The organism is Chryseobacterium electrogenes, from assembly GCF_053553015.1.
This window is the reverse complement of the sequence record NZ_JBNPPB010000002.1, coordinates 2,456,595-2,475,850: the sequence shown is the minus strand read 5'-3', so window position 1 is coordinate 2,475,850 and position 19,256 is coordinate 2,456,595. Positions and strand designations below refer to the sequence as shown.

The window sequence follows — 19,256 nt, the reverse complement described above, 5'->3', positions numbered from 1 at the left end:
TAAAAAGGATATGGATTTTTACAAAATTTTATTAAGTGCGCACAAAGGATTTGCGTATTTAGAATTAGCTTTAACAGCTTTATTTATCATTTCTTTATTAATAACTATGTTTAGTTACAGTGGGAAAACTAGCAAACTTCTAAAGAAATCAACCTTATTCACTATGATTTTCTTCCACGTTCAATTTTTGATTGGGATTATCATGTTAGCAGTAACTTTTACAAAAGGTCTAGATATGAGTGCTGTTATGAAAAACTCTGATTTGAGATTTCAATATGTAGAACATCCATTCTCTATGTTAATTGCAGCCGTATTAATGACCATCGTTAATAGAAAAGTAAAATCAAGCGATACAATTACACTTAAAGTTGTTATTATGGCTATCTTAGCTGTTGCATTATTTGCTTTCGCTTTCCCGTGGACAAAAGTATTTGGCGCTTAATTAAGTAATTATATTAATTTTAAAAACCTATAAAATCAATGAAAATAGCCGTTGTTGGCGCCACCGGAATGGTGGGTCAAGTCATGCTTAGACTGTTGGAAGAACGCAACTTCCCTTTTACCGATCTTATCCCTGTAGCTTCTGAAAAATCCGTTGGAAAGAAGGTCAAATGCAAGGGACAAGACTATACTATTGTAAGCATGCAAGACGCTATTGATGCCAAACCTGAGATTGCGATTTTCTCTGCTGGCGGCGATACTTCTCTAGAGTTTGCACCATTGTTTGCAAAAGCGGGAAGTGTTGTTATTGATAATTCTTCGGCTTGGAGGATGGATCCTACTAAGAAATTAGTCGTACCAGAAATCAACGCCAATATTTTAACTAAAGAGGACAAAATCATTGCTAATCCTAATTGTTCTACAATCCAATTGGTAATGGTATTACAACCTCTTAATCAGAAATACGATATTAGAAGAGTTATTGTATCTACTTACCAGTCTGTAACAGGAACGGGCAAAAATGCTGTAGACCAACTCAACTCTGAAATAGAAAACTCTGTAACTGGAGCAGATAATGCAACCGCAAAAGTATATCCGCATCAGATCTTTAAAAATGCATTGCCACATTGTGATGTATTTTCTGATGATGATTACACAAAAGAGGAAATTAAGTTGATGAAAGAGCCTAAGAAAATCATGGGCGATGATACATTTAATCTAACTGCGACAGCCGTAAGAGTGCCTGTACAAGGCGGTCACTCAGAAAGTGTTAATATAGAATTCGAGAATGAATTTGACTTAGCGGATGTAAAACAGCTTCTTGCTGATATGCCTGGCGTAGTAGTATTAGATGATATTAAAAACAATCAATACCCAATGCCATTACATGCAGAAGGTAAGGATGATGTTTTTGTCGGTAGAATAAGACGAGATCTTTCTCAACCCAAGACGCTTAATCTTTGGATTGTGTCAGACAACCTCAGAAAAGGTGCTGCAACTAATACCATACAGATTGCAGAATATCTTTTAGAAAACAAACTTGTATAACATAAAATGCTCACTAAGTGGGCATTTTTTTATTATTAGATTTATCAAACTTTAGAATTTCGGTTCTCAAATTTTATGACAACTTCCAATCAAACAATAGAAAAAAGAAACTTTGCTTTCCAACGTAATATTGCCATCGTTGGTATTGTTCTTTTTGTTGCAAAGCTTATTGCTTGGCGATTAACCAACTCAGATGCTGTATTTTCTGATGCGATGGAAAGTATTGTTAACATCATCGCTGCTTTCATGGGATTGTATGCCTTATATCTTGCTGCAAAACCAAAAGATGACAATCATCCTTATGGCCACGGCAAAGCAGAATTTATCACTTCTGGTATAGAAGGCGCTCTCATTATTTTTGCTGGGATTATCATCATTGTACAAGCGATTAATTCTTTACTTAGTAAAAATATTCCGGGTCAATTAGATTGGGGAATGGCGATTATTGCCGCTACTGCTGTCATTAATTATATCATGGGATATATTTCTTATCAAAAAGGAGTTAAAGAGAATTCTCTTGTCTTACAAAGCTCTGGGAAACATCTACAAAGCGACACTATTACAACAGCAGGTGTTGTATTAAGTCTAATCATTGTATATTTTACAAAACTATATTGGTTAGATGCAGTCGTTGCGGCCTTTTTCGGATTGTATATTATTGTAGTTGGCTATAAGATTACTAGAAAATCCTTGAGTGGGATTATGGACGAACAAGATACAGAGATTGTTTCTGCAATAATCAAGGTTTTAGAAGATAACAGAGAGATAGACTGGATAGACATACATAATATGAAAGTGCAGCAATTCGGGGCTAATTTACATATTGACGCCCACATAACACTTCCCTATTATTACTCTCTGAGAGAAGCACATCAAGAAATGGAAAAGGTCATTATATTATTGGTAGGTCATACCGAAAGACAAGTAGAATTTAACTTCCACATGGACGACTGTAAGCCTATCTCATGTGAGATTTGCCAAGTTAAAGATTGCCCTGTAAGAGAAAGACCTTTCCAGAAAAAGGTAGTCTGGGATGTTACATCGGTCACACAACCAGATAAGCATACGACTGATAATTAATTGTTTTCTAGATGCTTCCTATAATAAAACAACGGTACAATTAATAACAATGTTAAAGGCTGAATGACAAATCTTCTGATATAAAACACAAACATTTCGCCGATTTCAAAGTGATTATGAATACAAATCAAATAGATAGGAAATACAATCAAAAACACAAGCAGAATCAGCACAGCAGCCTGTAAAGTCCATGCTTTCTTTTGAAATAAAAACTGAACAATGACCAAAGAAAATATAAAATTAAGCAAAAACCGAAATAGATAACCCGCCGTCATTGGCCACCAATTAACCTCAGGGAAAATCTTACCATTACCGCTATGTTTAAAATACTCCAAAAAAGGATCATAAAATAATTGACTTTCAAGAATCCTTACCCCAATCAGCCCACTAATTCCTATTAAAATAAAAATCCAATTAATTGCTTTCATCTGACTTTTTTAAGGCAAAAAATTTAATCCAAACAACCCAAAGCGTCACAACCGTTCCATATATAACCGCAGGGAAAACATAATCATGAAATATCTTTCCATATTCCTGATGATCTCTAAGGACGATATTAAGCCCCATAATTCTGAGAACGTTCATAATATGCAGTATCAGAAGCCCTACAAAGACAAATAAAAATGTCTTATAGCCTTTATAGAAGGCAAAAACAAATGAAACAAACATAATCATAACAGAAATCGCATTGCAACCTTCTACCATCCTAGAAACGTACTGTTCTTTGACGTAAAAATATACACCAACTCCTTTTTCTCCATCTATCATAATAGTCGGATAATTAATCTGATTTTGGAGCCAAGAAGCCTGTTCTCCAACCCATCTAGAGATAGGATCCAACACAGGATCACCTGCAGAACTAAGATACCATTGATATAGCAACACCAGCACTAAGTATATTCCCACAAAGCGAAGTAGTATTTTTAGGACTGGATAAAAATCTTTGAACATAAAAACAAAATTAATCAATTCTGAAATAGAAAGCTTATTTTAGAAAGCTTTTATTAAGCTAAATCAATTTCATACTTTTGCTATCATGAAGAATAAAGCACAATTTTTTTTCGAAACCTTTATTGGTGAGACTGCTCAGCAATTTAGCACATTAGCACAAAGTGGCTCTCAGCGGGCTAATTATCTTGCAGTAGCTCATGATAAAAAATATATTATTACCCAAAATAATGATATTAGAGAGAATGAAGCTTTTTTTTATTTTTCAACTATTTTCGAAACATTAAAGCTTAACACACCGATAGTTTTTGCAATTAATGAGGCTAGAGATCTTTACGTCCAAGAGTTTTTGGGAGAAAGAACTTTATCAGAGATTATCACAGAAGAAGGTCTATCAGAAAATGTACGACAATTGGTAAAGCAAAGCCTAGAACAATTATATCATGTACAGCATCTCACGCAAAACAAGATAGATTACAATAACTCTTTTGAGTATCAAGCCTATGATAATCTGCCAATCTTACATGATTTATATTATTTTAAAAACTTTTTAGTTGATGTTCTGGAGTTGCCTTACCACAAGTCGACTTTACTTAAAGAGTTTAAAAGCATTACAACTTTAGTAGAAAATCTATCTCCAAAAGGCATTATGATACGTGATTTTCAAGCTAGAAATATTATGGTAGATCATGAGAACAATGTACATTTTATAGATTATCAAGCTGCCATGCACGGTCCGTTAATGTATGATGTTATTTCCTTTTTGTATCAAGCTAAAGCTAATTTCCCTGAAGACTTTAAAATCGAAATGCTAAATTATTACTATCAATTCTGGGATAATAGCTTAGAAGTCGAACGTCTGAAACAATCATTAGAGCCTTTATTAATGATGCGTTATCTACAAGTACTGGGTGCATACGGATTCCGAGGGATTATACAGCGAAAAAAACATTTTTTACAAAGTCTAGAGCAAGGCATTAAAAACATCGAGAAACTTGCTGTAATAGGCGATATAACTAAAAATTATCCTGAGCTCCATCAATTAATTTTAAAATTAAACTCAGAAGAAACAAAACTGAAAATTATAGAGTTAACAGCATAAAAAAATCCTCAAGTCATAAGACTTGAGGATTTTTTTATATTTAGATCAATTAGTTGTTTAATCCATTTTCTTTAACAACTCTTTTCGCAAATTTATATTTTGGTCCCCAGTATTTATCATTAAGAGAAGATACCATAACACCTCTAGAGGTTGCAGCATGGATAAATTTGATTTCTCCTTCAGCGGTTACTTCTTCTACGATACCTACGTGAGAGATACGACCTCTTCCGTGTGCAAAGAAAACAAGATCACCTCTTTTCAGCTCTGTTTTATCGATAGAATCTCCTTCTTGCGATTGCTCTGCAGCAACTCTAGGAAGATTCATCCCAACAGCTGCTCCAAAAACAGAAAGTACAAAAGCAGAACAATCTATTCCGTTTCTTGTTGTACCACCGTAACGGTATGGAGTACCTAGATATGTACTAGCTTCATTAAGGATATTGTCGATTGTTCTTTCATGCTTTATTGCATCTTCGATAATACTGTTCTTAAGTGCTGCTTGTCCATTATTAAGAGAAACCATTGCTTCTCCTATTTTGTTGGCATCTTTTGTAATAGTTGGTTTTTTTATATCTAAAGATGCTAATTTGGCATCTGTTTTGTATATATTAGGTTGTGAAACAACGTAGTTAGATACACATGATTGTAACGAGAATGTCGAAATAACAGCAACGGCGTAAAACAGAATTCTTATCTTCATATATATTAATTTAGACGTGTTAGATTAGGTATTTTTAATTTCAAACGCAGAGCAAATTTAGAGAATACCATCGGAAGGGGTTTTCATTTTAAAACACTACCTCTCCTATTTAACACATTTTAACATTTATTTTAAGAATGTTAAACAAAAACAAATCGCAAAGCCCTATTAATGGACTTTGCGATTTAATTTTAATTAAGGTTTTTTAACACTTATCTAACTTGCCTATCTCGTAAATAGAAGTTCTCTATATTTAGTCATTGGCCAAAGTTCATCATCTACCATCATTTCTAGATCATCAGAAGCGGATCTAATTACATCGAACAATGGTTTTACTTTATTGCAATAAGCATCAGCTTGAAGATGTGTATCTTGAGTTGTTTTAGCTTTTTCTTTCTCTGTCAAAAGATCATCTACACCAATTTTCATTTTTGAGACATTTTCAGAAATTTGAGTGATAAGGCTGATTTGTTCTTTAGCCAAATTCTTAAATTCTCCTTCTCCAAAAATTTCCTTAAGTCCTTTTACATTTTCTATCAATCTATTTTGATAATTAAGCGCTGCAGGAATAATATGATTTCTTGCGATATCTGCTAACACACGCGCCTCAATGTCAATAACGGTAGAATATTTCTCAAATTTAATTTCATTTCGAGCCTCAAATTCTCTGTGAGAATAGATACCAAGACTTTCATAAAGGTCAGAGAATTTCTTGTTCAATTCTTGTTTTAGAGCTTCTGGCGTAGTTTTAAGATTATTAAGACCTCTTTTTTTAGCTTCTACTTCCCATTCTTCAGAATAACCATCACCTTCGAACAAAATATTTTTAGATTCCTTAATATACTCTCTCAAAACATTGAAGATAGCTTCATCTTTCTTAAGACCAGTTTCAATCAAAGCATCTACTTCTTTCTTGAAAATCTTAAGCTGATTAGCCGCAATAACATTCATAACCGTCATTACCTCAGCACAGTTAGCAGAAGAACCAACAGCACGAATCTCGAATTTATTTCCTGTAAAGGCAAATGGTGATGTTCTGTTTCTATCCGTATTATCTAACAAGATTTCAGGGATCTTACCAACAACATTTAACTTTAATTCAGTTTTTTCTTCAGGTGATAATTTACCATCTGTCACTTTTTCTAATTCTTCTAAAACTGAGAATAATTGACTTCCGATAAATGCTGAAATAATCGCTGGTGGCGCTTCATTGGCGCCTAATCTATGATCATTACTTGCTGATGCAATACTTGCTCTTAGTAGATCTGCATAATCATTAAGCGCCTTAATTGTGTTCACGAAGAATGTCAAAAACTGTAAGTTTTTCTTAGGATTTTTACCTGGGCTTAATAAGTTTTCGCCTGTATCAGTTGCTAAAGACCAGTTGTTGTGCTTGCCGCTCCCGTTAACTCCTGCAAATGGTTTTTCATGGAATAAAATATGGAAATGGTGCTTATGTGCAATTCTCGCCATAACATCCATTAATAAAGAGTTATGATCTACAGCAACATTACATTCTTCGAACATTGGAGCCAACTCGAATTGGTTAGGCGCAACCTCATTATGACGTGTGGTAACAGGAATCCCGAGTTTCATACACTCGATTTCCAATTCTTTCATAAAATTCATAACTCTGGTCGGAATAGACCCAAAATAATGATCGTCCAACTGCTGGCCTTTTGCTGGAGAATGTCCTAACAACGTCTTTCCCGTCAGTACCAAATCTGGACGAGACATATATAAAGCTGAATCTACCAAGAAATATTCTTGCTCCCAACCTAAAGTAGGTGTTACCTTTGTTACGTTTTTATCAAAATAAGACTTACAAACATCAGTCGCTGCTTCGTCAACCGCATTAAGCGCTCTTAGCAAAGGCGTTTTATAATCTAAAGTTTCGCCTGTGTAAGAAATAAAGATAGAAGGAATGCACAATGTCGTTCCCATAATAAATGCTGGAGATGTAGGATCCCAAGCTGTGTAACCTCTTGCTTCAAATGTATTTCTGATCCCACCATTAGGAAAAGAAGACGCATCTGGCTCTTGCTGAATTAGCATTCCACCATTAAAACGCTCAATCGCGCGATCGCCTTCAATTGGCGTAAAAAACGAATCATGTTTTTCTGCCGTAGTTCCCGTCAATGGTTGAAACCAGTGTGTATAATGCGTAACGCCTTTTGACATCGACCAATCTTTCATCGCTACAGCAACTTGATCTGCAATATGTCTTGGGATTTTACTTCCTTTTTTAATAGCATCCATAATAGATTGGAATGCTTCTTTAGTTAAATATTCTCTCATCGTGTATTCTGAAAATACATTTTGGCAGAATAATTCTGATAACTTGGTAGGAACTTCAATGAAATTGTCTTTTCTATAATTTCTAAAAGGAAGTTCTCCTAAGGCTTTAAATCGTAATGTTGACATTGGCGTATATTTTTATAGGGCAAATTTATAAAAAAAGTAAAAACAAAATCAAAACACCCCTATTTTTTAATGTTAAATTTTAATAAATATGATTTTAAACTAAAACAACCCCTGAAAAATCAACGCAACTAGAACAAAAATTAAAATATGAGACTTAGATCTGTTAACTTATTATGAACTTTATTAAAACTCAATTTGAAATAGTACAATATGATTTGAAATAACATCCGTAAGTCCTATCTTTACACAGAATTAGCAATATCCAATAAAACTTCGTAACTTAGCGAACTTTTCTAAATTCAAAAAAACATTATGGTAAATTCTAGAGCAAGAGAGACTACAGAAGCTATTGAAAGATTATACGTTTCTATGAGGCACTTATTTTATAGAGGATTTTTTAAACCTGGAGGGGTTTCTGGAGAATCATTAAGAAAACTTTTAATGATCATTCAGCCAGAGATTTATGGCACAATGGGCAACCCTCACAAAATAGAGCTAAGCGGTCTTCTTTATGTACTAGATCGTTTGCCAGAAGGTATAGAAGAATGTGCTTTTATCCATCTAACGTCTGACGAAGGTTTCGAAAAAGGAAGTTTTGAGCCTATCGTTCCTAAAAAACGTCGCAGAAACTGTTATCGTATTGATGATCACCAGATGAACATCGAAGTTCTACTAGGCCGTTCTGAAATCTATGATATCCTAACCCACTTAACTTTCCTTTACTTAGAGGCTGATAAAATTCGTGATATCGGATTTGACATGCAAAACGGAGGAAGACCAAGACGCGTTTGGAAAATCATTGAAGAAGTAGCTTTGGGCGAAAAGAAATTTAGCCGTAAAGAAAAAGAAGTGGCAATTATCCACCTTTCTTCTTTATTAGGAAGAACTTTTGATGAGACGCTAGATGCTTATAATGACTTCGGTGATGATGCTAATCCAGACAGATTGTTCAAGATTATCTATTGGTTAGGTCAGGTAAGTTTAGAGGATTATAAGGAAACTAGACAGCGTGAGATCTACTTCTCTTCTATCCTACAAGAGCGTGTTGGTCACCATTTATTTGGCGAAAAATGGGCAAATAAAATAAAGGCGGTTCTTTACGAAAATAACCTACACATGAGACCTTTACACATCATTAGTGCCAATATGCACAGTGTAAAAAACATGTTGTACGCCAATGACGCTTTAGGAAAAAAAGCTAAAAAAGAGATTGACTACAAACTTTTCGAAGAGATTAGTAATAAAAAAGCGCTTCAAGATAAGATTTTACATACGTCTCAAGAGCAAGGTTTAATTTATATCAAAGATCAGAGCGGTAGTAATATCGATGTTCAGATTATTGATGTTGCTAAAACTAACCTAAAAAACTCCGCTTTTGCAGATCTTAATCCTGCGGGCGACGAGGTGATTTTAGTTTTCGATTATGCTTTCGGAGAACAAGCTTATGAGGTTATGGATGAGTTATTGAGACCATACGATGCCCACGGCGAAGTCTATACTATGAAGGTAAAATCTATCTCTATCATGGGGAAAGCAGGTATCTTAGAAGGACAGAAAGGTGACATTATGATCCCAACGTCTCACATCTTTGAAGGTACTGCAGATAATTATCCTTTCGAGAATGCTTTGACATTGGAGGATTTCCAAGATGATGAGCTTAAGGCTTTTGAAGGACCAATGATTACCGTACTTGGTACATCACTTCAGAATAAAGACATTCTTTCTTATTTTATGAACACATCATGGAAAGCTATTGGTCTAGAAATGGAAGGTGCTCACTATCAAAAAGCGATACAAGTGGCTAGCAAAATCCGTCATCACATTAGTGAAGATCTTTTTGTGTGTTATGCGTATTATGCGTCTGATAACCCACTAGAAACAGGAAGTACACTTTCTTCTGGAGGATTAGGATTAACTGGTGTAAAACCAACATATCTTATTACATTAAAAATTCTTGAGAAAATCCTTACTCAAAAATAATTTTGAAGTACATTTAAAATAGAAAATCCCAACGTTATTTACAACGTTGGGATTTTTGTTTTTAGATATTTTAAAGAATCCTAAAGCCCTACTACAAAACCAATATTAGGAACTAATCCGCTGGAGAAAATACTGCTATTATTCTTCCATAGTACATTATACATCACACCAATCTGAAAATAGGCACCATTACTAATTCTCTGCATATAACCGCCACCTAGATAAAGTGCGCTTTCGTCTTTATCATATTTATAATCCGTGTGTTTCTCTTTATAATTGATAAAATATTGCTGAAAAGAAGTCCCGATAAAAAAACTTCTCCCTAAATAATAATTGGCAAAAGGACCAACTCCAAACATGGTCGATTGATAATAACGAGAAGACTGAAAACTCACACTTCCCATTACACCAGCCTCCAAATCCTCTGTTAAGCGATAGCCTACTCTCGGTGAAACCTGAACATTAAAATAATTATTGCTCCCAAAACCCAAGCCAACATTACCACCATAAGTCCACCGATTTTCTTGTGTCATTGCAGATGTAGAAATCTGTGCTGTCGCTGATAATCCTATCAATAAACCGAAAAGAATAAAATGCTTTTTCATATTATCGTTTTTTTCAATGTCTAAAATTAATACTTTTTTTGAGAATCAATTAATCGTACTTTTGCATAATCAAACTAAGAACTCCCGTGAAGAGTTTCGTAAAATTGAAATAACATGAAAATAGTTGTAGGCCTCTCTGGAGGTGTAGATTCTAGCGTTGCTGCCTATCTGTTGCAGCAACAAGGTCACGAAGTGATCGCCCTTTTTATGCGTAACTGGAACGATGCTTCCGTAACTCTAGAAGACGAGTGTCCATGGATAGAAGACAGTAATGACGCACTAATGGTGGCACAAAAATTAGGTATTCCTTTCCAAGTAATCGATATGAGCGAGCTTTACAAAGAGCGCATTGTAGATTATATGTTTAACGAATATGCCAAAGGCAGAACGCCTAATCCTGATGTCTTGTGTAACCGCGAAGTAAAATTTGATGTTTTTATGAAAACCGCTATGTCATTAGGTGCTGATAAAGTAGCTACTGGACATTATGCGCGCGTGGATTCTACCAAGGACGATAATGGTAAAGAGATTTTCCATCTGTTGGCAGGGAAAGACAATAACAAGGATCAATCTTACTTTTTGTGTCAGCTTAATCAAGATCAATTATCTAAAGCCTTATTCCCGATTGGTGAGTTAACAAAGCCAGAGGTAAGAGAAATTGCAAAAGAAATAGGACTAGTTACCGCTGATAAAAAGGATTCTCAAGGACTTTGCTTTATCGGAAAAGTAAGCTTGCCAACCTTCTTGCAACAACAATTAGAAACCAAAGAAGGCGAAATTGTAGAGATCTTCCGAGATTCTCCTTTATTCCAAAAAGAGCTGCCAAGCTTTAATTCGAAATTAGAAGAACTGGATTATTTATCTCAAAATATAAAATATAAAAAAGAGGACGGAAAAGTAATTGGCAAGCATCTTGGCGCCCATTATTTCACGACGGGACAGAGCAAAGGACTTGGTATTGGCGGTCACAAAGAAAGCTGTTTTGTAATCTCCAGAGATATGGAAAACAATATCATCTTTGTAGGAGAAAGTCACAGTTTCCCTGGTCTTCATAAAAAGGTTATTAAAATCGATAACTCAGAAGTGCATTGGGTACGTGAGGATCTTAAGCTGAAAAATGGTGAAAGCATGAGAGTGCAAGCCCGTTATCGCTATAGACAGACTTTGCAAGAAGCAACAATTTACCAATTCGAGAGTGCATTTTATGTAGAATTTGATGACACACAATCTGCCATTGCAGAGGGACAATTCGCGTCTTGGTATCTTGGCGAAGAACTGTTCGGCAGCGGCGTTATTTCTTAATTTCTAGGATTTAATTGAAACAAAATATGAAAGCTTTCTCGTAGATGAGAAAGCTTTTTTCATTTTTAATCAAAATTGATATTTTATAAATCTGGTTTCTATTAGCTCGACAACCAACTTTTAAAATCTTTAACACGATCTCTACTGACCGTGATTTCTTCTTCTGGTTGAGATTCTAATTCGACTTTATAATATGGCGACGTATGGATGTTTTTAATATATTTTGATTGAATAATAAACTGACGATTGACTCTAAAAAAGTCCTTATCATCCAAAACTTCTTCCAACTCATCTAAGGTAAAATCCGTTGGATAATTTCTTTCCTGAGTTTGTAAATAAACCATTTTATTCTGACTGAAAAAACAACTGATTTCTTGAGTCTGTATGACCTTCAGGTTATAACCAATTTTGACTAAAATCCTAGATAGTTTTGGCTTATCCAACTTAACAATCTGCCTTATTTCTTGCGCATTAACTCGACCTTCTTCTGGTAAAAACGATTGAAATTTCTTAATTGCATTATCTAAGTCATCTTTGATAATTGGTTTTAAAAGATAATCGATACTATTGAGTTTAAAAGCCTTGAGCGTATATTGATCAAACGCCGTAGTGTAAATGATAAATGCTTTGGTAGAGATACTTTCGAAGATGTCGAACGACAATCCATCACCCAATACAATATCAGAAAAAATAAGTTGTGGATGCTCATTATCAGAAAACCAATCTACAGCTTCTTGCACAGAATTAAGACTTGCAACCAACTCTAAATCATCAAACTCACTCAGCATCCTTTCTAATTTTCTTGCTGCTGGTTTTTCGTCTTCTATAATAATCGTTCTTATCTTCATATTTTATTAATAAATAAAAGGAATTAGTTTGTATGTCGTTTTTCTATAATCCAAATAGTCTTGACCAAATTGCTGTATCAATGCTTTTTCTTCGATTAAAATCCGATAAGAAAATGCAAAAAAAACAGGTAAAAAAGCAACAATCAAAGAAAGCCAATTATTAAGATATAATCCAAAACCTAAAAAAGTTAATAATGATGCTGCATAAGACGGATGTCTAATAATCTTATAAAATCCATCTTTTTTAATCTGATGATTTTCTCTAATGGTAACATCTACAGTAAAATATTTGCCCAAATCTCTAATAATAAAAAATCGAAGTAAGATCCCTAAAACAACTAAAAAAGCACCAATATAATAGATAAAAATCGAATTTGTTATTGGAAAAATCAAATTAAAACGGACTACATTAGCCATAATAATCGATAATATAATAACCACCCAAAGCATATTAAGCGTTGATTGATCTTTATCTTTTTGATCCGTTTTCCCCGATGCCAAAAGTCTTTTGTAGAGAATCTCAGACACAAACCAAATGGTCATAATTGCGTAGAAAAATAGATTAATATTTTCCATAATTGCTTTTATTTTCTTTGTCCATCAATTCTTTAATTTTCTTCTGTTCCCAATTCTTCCCAATCCCGAAAGTTTGTATCGCATGAGAGGCTAATCCTAATCCCCAACCTAGCAACGGCCACCAAAACCAATAATAGCCTGGCGATGTTCTAAGATTTATAAAAATCAAAAATGGTATTACCATGCAATAAGATATAAGATTACCATAGAATCCTTTAAGTTCTTTGACGCGTTTTGCAGCTCTATCATAAGCCTGGCTGTCTGTTGCTGTTGTTGTATTAATATTCATTGTTGTAGAGTTTTTATCGTGGTTTAATAATGGTATTTTTACTTTAAAATAATCTTCTGATTTTTCTATATAGACATTTTCATCCGCTAATAAGGCGTAGCGCTGGACAATGTTAGACAAGCCAATACCATCCCTATCTCGCAATTGTTCTCTTGCTTGCAGGTTATTCTCGATGCATAAAAATTGTCCTTCTTGGTACATCTTCATTAACAATGGTCTAGAGGACGTTGCATAATTATGTTTGATGCAATTTTCTAGCAGTAACTGCAATGACAAAGGTACTACCAAAAGCTTTTGGGCAGATTCTGAAACATTAAAATCAAATTCCACACTATCTTCAAATCTTGTCTTAAGAAGCTGACTGTATGTTTTTGCAAAATCTAATTCGTCTTCTACGCTCACCAATTCTTTATCTTTTTGATCCAAAACATAACGGTATATTTTAGACATATCTGCCGTAAATTTTTGGGCTTGATTTTGATTTTCGTCAATCAAAGCACTCAAGACATTAAGAGAATTGAATAAAAAATGTGGGTCTAACTGATTTTTAAGACTTTCAAATTGCGCATTGGCAGATTTTGCAATTAATTTCTGCTCTACAACTTCTTTGCGTGTTGTTTTTTTGAGCTCATCCATAAAACCTTTGGCATGAAGAAAAGCCGTTATCATCAACGCAAAATTGATCATAAACCAATTGGAAAAATTATATCGACCCGAGAAAAATTCTGCTGTTGTAGAAGCTTTTTGGATCCATACAAAATTGACATAATTACAGAAATAAACCAAAATAGTATTAAGTACAACTGTAGAAATAACACCTAAAATAGCTCTCGTCCTAGTCTGATCTACCCAAGAATACCTTTTGTCCAAGACATCATTAAGCAAGCCATTACCAATCCCCATAGAAAAAGTATACAACATTGCAATTGCCGTGCTGTACAACAAGCTGTAGATTGATTTTTCTCCTGAGAAAAAGACAAAGAAAAACAATCCCGAGCCTAGAGCGATATAAAGTAATATTTTGAGACCTTTCAGATTCATTATCAATAATTATAAAACAAATGTATACGGAAATTAATGGACTCGAAAGAAAAAATAGCCCAATTGTAAATTTTGTCTACTGAATCGTTAATTATACAGCCTAAAAATTTTAATTAATTTTAACACATAAAAAAACTCTTGTTTTGGTAAAAAGGAACACATTTTGTATCTTACAGTAAAATTAATGTTTATGAAAAATAACGTAGAAGTATTTTTGGCTGGGACTTTAGGATTATTTGCAATAGTAGGTGTTATTGCTATTAGAAAGGTTTTGAAAAATAAATCTTACTCTTGCGATTATACAGATACACATAGACTTTTTGGCAAAAAATCGGCAGCAAAATCTACTGAACATGGAGACGGGATAGAGATTAATGCCTTAATGTAAAAGACACTATTTAATATTTACAATAAAGAAAACCAGTTTCATTAGAAATTGGTTTTTTTCATGCTAATTTTTAGCTTAAATAACTAACTTTATACAAGAATTACAATCATGTCAACACTAAAAATCATAGGACTTAATCTTGATATTTCTTGGAAAAACAAATCTCAAAATTTTTCTAAGATCGAACAAGAATTTCAAACTATGGAAGCCGATATTTTCTTACTTCCAGAGATGTTCTCTATGGGATTCTGTATGGATGCAGAAGAAATAGCAGACCAAAATGAAGAAACCTTGTCATGGATGCAACAGTTTGCAAAACAATACAATACAGCAGTTGCAGGAAGTGTTTCTGTAGAAGAAAACGACAAATTTTATAATCGTTTTTACTTTGTAAAACCAGACGGAACCTTCGATTATTACGATAAACGCCATCTTTTTTCTTACTCAGGCGAAGATAAAATCTATTATCCTGGCACTGTCAGAAAAATAATTGAATACAAAGGATTCAGAATTCTATTGCAAGTTTGTTACGATCTTAGATTCCCCGTGTTCCAGCGGAATATTGATGATTATGATATCATGCTTAATGTTGCCAATTGGCCCAAAACAAGAGTTGATGCCTGGCGTACTTTACTTAAGGCAAGAGCCATAGAAAACCAAAGCTATACTTTTGGACTTAACAGAATTGGTACAGACGGAAATGGTCTAGAATACGAAGAAAGTTCTTTGGTCTATTCTCCTGATGGACAAGAAATTTCTGAGAAAAAAGGAAATCTTGTGATGGCTAATTTTGATTTAAATACTTTGAAAGCTTTCCGAGAAAAATTCCCTTTCTTGAAGGATGCTGATCAATTTGATATAAAATAATAAAAGCCGAAAATTAACTTAATTTTCGGCTTTCTATTTTATTTGTAACTCTCCAAAAGTTGTGTTAATGTATTGACATCATGCACGCCACTTTGCTTATAAAGCAATTCTCCATGCTTAAAAACGGCTAAAGTTGGTACGCCTCGCACACCATATTCTGCGGCAATTGCAGGATATTGATCTACATCTATTTTTATGATTCTCGCGGCTTCTCCAACCTTGTCTTTAACACTTGTCAGCACCGAAGATTGCACCTTACAAGGTTGACACCATGTTGCAAAAAAATCGATTAATACAGGTCTTTCTGAGTTAATAATTTCTTGAAATTTCTGTGACATAATTACTTTATGTTTTTATGTTTGCTCTATTTTCCTTGAATATTATTTCAAGTTAAAGAGTTTTAGTTTGACATATAAAATCAGACGTATTTGCTTTCCCAGTCTTCTTAATACCATTGTAACCGCCTTCAACTTCGGTAAAATTTCTGATACCATGAGCGTTAAGGATACTAGCGGCAATCATACTTCTATAACCACCAGCGCAATGTAAGAAAAAATGCTTAGAATCATCCACAGACTTTACCCAATCACTGATAACATCTAATGGTCTATTGTAAGCCTGATCAAGATGTTCTGCGGTATATTCTGTAATTTTTCTTACATCAATAACTTTAGCATCTTCTGTATAATCTTCCACAAATTGAAGTGGTGTAATTCTCTTAATTTCATCAGTTTCTTTTCCTGAGCTTTTCCAAGAGTCAAAACTGCCGTCCAAATAGCCTAATACATTATCGAATCCTACTCTACTCAATCTTGTAATCACTTCTTCTTCTGTCCCAATATCTGTCACCAATAACAATGGCTGGTTAACATCTACAATCATAGCACCAACCCAAGGTGCAAAATCACCTTTTAGTCCAATATTTATAGCATTAGGTACAAATCCTTTATGGAAGTCTGCCGCACCACGCGTATCCAGAATCAACGCACCAGATTCTTCAGCAAGATGTTCAAAATCTTCAACGGACAATGGGTTTTTACCTTTTGCCATAACTTGATCAAAACTTTGGTAACCGCCTTTATTAAGAGCAACATTCATCCCGAAATATTTCGGCGGAGCTGTTAACCCATCTAAAACTTCACGTATAAAGGATTCTCTATCTGGCTGATTAAGTGCGTAATTGGTTTTTCTTTGGTTACCTAAAGTATCTACTGTTTCCTTCTGCATATTCTTGCCACAAGCAGATCCTGCACCATGTGCTGGATAAACTGTAATATCGTCTGCCAAAGGCAATATCTTAGCATACAAACTATCGTATAAAATCCCAGCCAAATCCTCTTGCGTCATATTAGCCGATTTTTGAGCCAGATCAGGACGTCCCACATCTCCTAAAAATAAAGTATCTCCAGAGAAAATGGCTGTTTCTTTTCCGTTTTCGTCTATGAGAAGATAAGTTGTACTTTCCATAGTGTGACCTGGTGTATGCAGTACTTTAATCTTAATTTTTCCGATTTCGAAAATCTGATTGTCTTCTGCAATTATAGCCTCAAATTCTGGTTTTGCCGTTGGTCCATACACAATAGAAGCATCGGTTTTTTTGCTTAAATCCAAATGTCCCGATACAAAATCTGCATGAAAATGTGTTTCGAAAATATATTTTAGCTTAACTTCATCTTTTTCTAACCTAGCAATATAAGGAGATACTTCTCTTAGAGGATCAATAATTGCCGCTTCATTTTCTGACACAATGTAATAAGCACCTTGCGCAAGACAACCTGTGTATATTTGTTCTACTTTCATTTTTTTTCTAAAATTTAATCATTAGCATTAAGCAAATATCATACTTCTTTAGTATAAATTCACTGAAATTTTGTTAAATAATTATACCTAATCAATTGAAAAATTGTAGGTTCTAAAATTTACAAAACACCACTATCACAAAATTACTAAAAAAATTATTGAAAAAAAATTGTGGATAAAAGATCGTAATCCCTTATATAAGTTCCTTTTATATGAGATAAAAATAATTATCTTTAACCTTTTAATTAAAGTTAAAACCATGGCGGATAAAGAAAAATTTATTACCGAATTAAATACAAAATATACCCCAAAAGGGGATCATATCATACTAGGAAAAGCCATGCTAGATGGTGAAGTTATCCCTGAAGTTAACGTCACTATCCCTCTGAAAACCATCAACAGACATGGATTAATTGCTGGAGCAACAGGAACAGGAAAGACCAAAACATTACAGGTTTTTGCAGAGCAGTTATCTCATGCTGGCATCCCTTCTTTGGTGCTTGATATTAAGGGGGATTTCTCGGGCATTGCAGAAGCTGGGAGCAGAAATACCATTATTGATGAGCGTTATGCCAAAACTGGATTGCCTTATGAGCCACAAGCTTTCCCTGTAGAATTAATGTCTATTTCTGGCGAAAAAGGTGTTAAACTAAGATCTACTGTCAAGGAATTTGGCCCTATATTATTAAGTAAAATTTTAGGCTTAAATGACACACAACAAAGTATCATTTCTATTATCTTCAAATATTGTGATGATCAAGATATACCTCTGTTGGTTCTTGCAGATCTGAAGAATACTTTACAATATCTCACCAATAATCCTCAAGGCAAATCAGAACTAGCCGCAGATTACGGCTCTATTGCGCCAGCCTCTTTAGGCGCAATATTACGATCTATTGTAGCGTTAGAGCAGCAAGGTGCCAATACTTTTTTTGGAGAACCAAGCTTTGATGTTAATGATCTTGTAAAAACGAGAGATGGCAAAGGCGTAGTTAATATCTTGAGGGTTGCCAATATCCAAAATCAGCCACAACTATTCTCTAGCTTCATGTTGTCATTATTTGCAGAAATATACACGACATTTCCAGAAGAAGGCGACAGCGGGCGACCGAAGTTTGTAATGTTTATAGACGAAGCACATTTAATTTTTAATGAAGCTTCTAAAACCTTGCTTTCTCAGATTGAAACGATGGTAAAATTAATCCGCTCAAAAGGAGTCGGCATTTATTTTATCACTCAGATTCCTGGTGATGTACCAGAAAATGTGTTATCTCAATTAGGATTAAAAATCCAGCATGCTCTAAGAGGATTTACCGCAAAAGATAAAAAAGAAATATCAAAAGCTGTTGAAAATTATCCAACTACAGAATATTATAACGCGTCTAATTTAATTCAAAATTTAGGAATTGGCGAGGCTTTTGTTACAGCTTTAGATGAGAAAGGTATTCCCACGCCGTTGGTGCAGACTTACCTTATTTCGCCAGAATCAAGAATGGATGTTTTGACAGATTCTGAAGTGACAGAGCTGACGAGCAAATCTGCTCTGGTAGCTAAATATCAGCAAGATGTAACCAATAGATCTGCTGCTGACGCGCTCAACCGCAAAACGGAACAAACGCCTGCCGCAACACCAACACAGAAAGCCAAACCTATAAAAGAAGAGCCCGGCGTGCTAGAACAAGTCATAAAATCCAGTGCCGGAAAAACTTTCCTTAATACATTGATGAGAGAACTATCAAAATTGCTTATAGGCATGTTTAAGGCTAGTAACAAAAAAAGATAAATATTATAACCCAACGTTTTTTAGCATTTTAATTA

At 34.4% G+C, this 19,256-nt stretch carries 19 protein-coding genes; 9 read left to right on the top strand and 10 right to left on the bottom strand.

Annotated features, from left to right (window positions below; genetic code table 11):
- The first annotated feature begins 10 nt into the window (after window positions 1-10).
- The 3 genes from ACQQ6V_RS11400 (at window position 11) to ACQQ6V_RS11390 (ending at window position 2,568) form a co-directional block, all read left to right on the top strand.
- Window positions 11-442, top strand: a complete 432-nt coding sequence (locus tag ACQQ6V_RS11400; RefSeq protein ID WP_448845646.1) for a hypothetical protein — start codon at window positions 11-13, stop codon at window positions 440-442.
- Between the two features lie 38 nt (window positions 443-480).
- Window positions 481-1,488, top strand: a complete 1,008-nt coding sequence (locus tag ACQQ6V_RS11395) for an aspartate-semialdehyde dehydrogenase (protein WP_448845645.1) — start codon at window positions 481-483, stop codon at window positions 1,486-1,488.
- Window positions 1,489-1,563: 75 nt separating this feature from the next.
- Window positions 1,564-2,568, top strand: coding sequence for a cation diffusion facilitator family transporter (locus ACQQ6V_RS11390; protein WP_448845644.1), 1,005 nt, complete (start codon window positions 1,564-1,566; stop codon window positions 2,566-2,568).
- Here ACQQ6V_RS11390 and ACQQ6V_RS11385 read toward each other — a convergent pair.
- Together ACQQ6V_RS11385 and xrtF are read right to left on the bottom strand one after the other, a co-directional pair.
- Window positions 2,565-2,996, bottom strand: coding sequence for an exosortase F system-associated membrane protein (locus ACQQ6V_RS11385; RefSeq protein WP_448845643.1), 432 nt, complete (start codon window positions 2,994-2,996; stop codon window positions 2,565-2,567). The two genes, ACQQ6V_RS11390 and ACQQ6V_RS11385, sit on opposite strands and share 4 nt — an antisense overlap.
- Window positions 2,983-3,519: an exosortase family protein XrtF gene (gene xrtF / locus ACQQ6V_RS11380; protein WP_448845642.1), complete on the bottom strand. Its 537-nt coding sequence runs from the start codon at window positions 3,517-3,519 to the stop codon at window positions 2,983-2,985. The genes ACQQ6V_RS11385 and xrtF overlap by 14 nt, the downstream gene beginning before the upstream one ends.
- Before the next feature lie 85 nt (window positions 3,520-3,604).
- Between xrtF and ACQQ6V_RS11375 the strand changes: the two genes are divergently transcribed.
- The gene (locus ACQQ6V_RS11375; protein ID WP_448845641.1) at window positions 3,605-4,618 is read left to right on the top strand and encodes an aminoglycoside phosphotransferase family protein; all 1,014 of its coding nucleotides are present in this window, start codon (window positions 3,605-3,607) and stop codon (window positions 4,616-4,618) included.
- 49 nt (window positions 4,619-4,667) lie between these two features.
- Here the strand turns inward: ACQQ6V_RS11375 and ACQQ6V_RS11370 are convergent, their stop codons facing one another.
- A complete protein-coding gene (locus ACQQ6V_RS11370) occupies window positions 4,668-5,318 on the bottom strand; it encodes a C40 family peptidase (RefSeq protein ID WP_448845640.1) in 651 nt (216 codons plus the stop codon).
- A 225-nt stretch (window positions 5,319-5,543) separates the two neighbouring features.
- Entirely contained in the window at window positions 5,544-7,742 is a 2,199-nt protein-coding gene (locus ACQQ6V_RS11365) for a glutamine synthetase III family protein (RefSeq protein ID WP_448845639.1), read from the bottom strand.
- Window positions 7,743-8,054: 312 nt separating this feature from the next.
- Here ACQQ6V_RS11365 and ACQQ6V_RS11360 point away from each other — a divergent pair, with 312 nt between their 5' ends.
- Window positions 8,055-9,722, top strand: coding sequence for a DUF6909 family protein (locus tag ACQQ6V_RS11360; protein ID WP_448845638.1), 1,668 nt, complete (start codon window positions 8,055-8,057; stop codon window positions 9,720-9,722).
- An 80-nt stretch (window positions 9,723-9,802) separates the two neighbouring features.
- On the opposite strand, the gene ACQQ6V_RS11355 is transcribed toward ACQQ6V_RS11360, so the two are convergent.
- A complete protein-coding gene (locus tag ACQQ6V_RS11355; RefSeq protein WP_448845637.1) occupies window positions 9,803-10,327 on the bottom strand; it encodes a hypothetical protein in 525 nt (174 codons plus the stop codon).
- 114 nt (window positions 10,328-10,441) lie between these two features.
- On the opposite strand from ACQQ6V_RS11355, the gene mnmA reads away from it, so the two are divergent.
- The gene (gene mnmA, locus ACQQ6V_RS11350; protein WP_448845636.1) at window positions 10,442-11,629 is read left to right on the top strand and encodes a tRNA 2-thiouridine(34) synthase MnmA; all 1,188 of its coding nucleotides are present in this window, start codon (window positions 10,442-10,444) and stop codon (window positions 11,627-11,629) included.
- Window positions 11,630-11,730: 101 nt separating this feature from the next.
- On the opposite strand, the gene ACQQ6V_RS11345 is transcribed toward mnmA, so the two are convergent.
- Genes ACQQ6V_RS11345 through ACQQ6V_RS11335 form a run of 3 tightly spaced genes read right to left on the bottom strand, consistent with a single transcriptional unit; the run spans window position 11,731 to window position 14,383 of the window.
- Window positions 11,731-12,477: a LytR/AlgR family response regulator transcription factor gene (locus tag ACQQ6V_RS11345; RefSeq protein WP_448845635.1), complete on the bottom strand. Its 747-nt coding sequence runs from the start codon at window positions 12,475-12,477 to the stop codon at window positions 11,731-11,733.
- Window positions 12,478-12,483: 6 nt separating this feature from the next.
- Window positions 12,484-13,053 (bottom strand): methyltransferase family protein, encoded by a 570-nt coding sequence (locus ACQQ6V_RS11340; protein WP_448845634.1) that lies wholly within the window; start codon window positions 13,051-13,053, stop codon window positions 12,484-12,486.
- The gene (locus ACQQ6V_RS11335; RefSeq protein ID WP_448845633.1) at window positions 13,040-14,383 is read right to left on the bottom strand and encodes a 2TM domain-containing protein; all 1,344 of its coding nucleotides are present in this window, start codon (window positions 14,381-14,383) and stop codon (window positions 13,040-13,042) included. Before ACQQ6V_RS11335 ends, ACQQ6V_RS11340 begins: the two co-directional genes overlap by 14 nt.
- Before the next feature lie 190 nt (window positions 14,384-14,573).
- Between ACQQ6V_RS11335 and ACQQ6V_RS11330 the strand changes: the two genes are divergently transcribed.
- Both ACQQ6V_RS11330 and ACQQ6V_RS11325 read left to right on the top strand, forming a co-directional pair.
- Entirely contained in the window at window positions 14,574-14,771 is a 198-nt protein-coding gene (locus ACQQ6V_RS11330) for a hypothetical protein (protein ID WP_448845632.1), read from the top strand.
- A gap of 108 nt (window positions 14,772-14,879) precedes the next feature.
- Window positions 14,880-15,638 carry an amidohydrolase gene (locus ACQQ6V_RS11325; protein WP_448845631.1) on the top strand — a complete coding sequence of 253 codons (759 nt, stop codon included), beginning with the start codon at window positions 14,880-14,882 and terminating at the stop codon, window positions 15,636-15,638.
- Between the two features lie 38 nt (window positions 15,639-15,676).
- Here the strand turns inward: ACQQ6V_RS11325 and ACQQ6V_RS11320 are convergent, their stop codons facing one another.
- On the bottom strand, window positions 15,677-15,976 hold the full coding sequence (locus ACQQ6V_RS11320; protein WP_448845630.1) for a thioredoxin family protein: 300 nt from the start codon (window positions 15,974-15,976) through the stop codon (window positions 15,677-15,679).
- Window positions 15,977-16,028: 52 nt separating this feature from the next.
- The gene (locus ACQQ6V_RS11315; protein WP_448845629.1) at window positions 16,029-17,438 is read right to left on the bottom strand and encodes an MBL fold metallo-hydrolase; all 1,410 of its coding nucleotides are present in this window, start codon (window positions 17,436-17,438) and stop codon (window positions 16,029-16,031) included.
- A 259-nt stretch (window positions 17,439-17,697) separates the two neighbouring features.
- Here ACQQ6V_RS11315 and ACQQ6V_RS11310 point away from each other — a divergent pair, with 259 nt between their 5' ends.
- On the top strand, window positions 17,698-19,221 hold the full coding sequence (locus tag ACQQ6V_RS11310) for a helicase HerA-like domain-containing protein (protein ID WP_448845628.1): 1,524 nt from the start codon (window positions 17,698-17,700) through the stop codon (window positions 19,219-19,221).
- The last annotated feature ends 35 nt before the right edge of the window (window positions 19,222-19,256 follow it).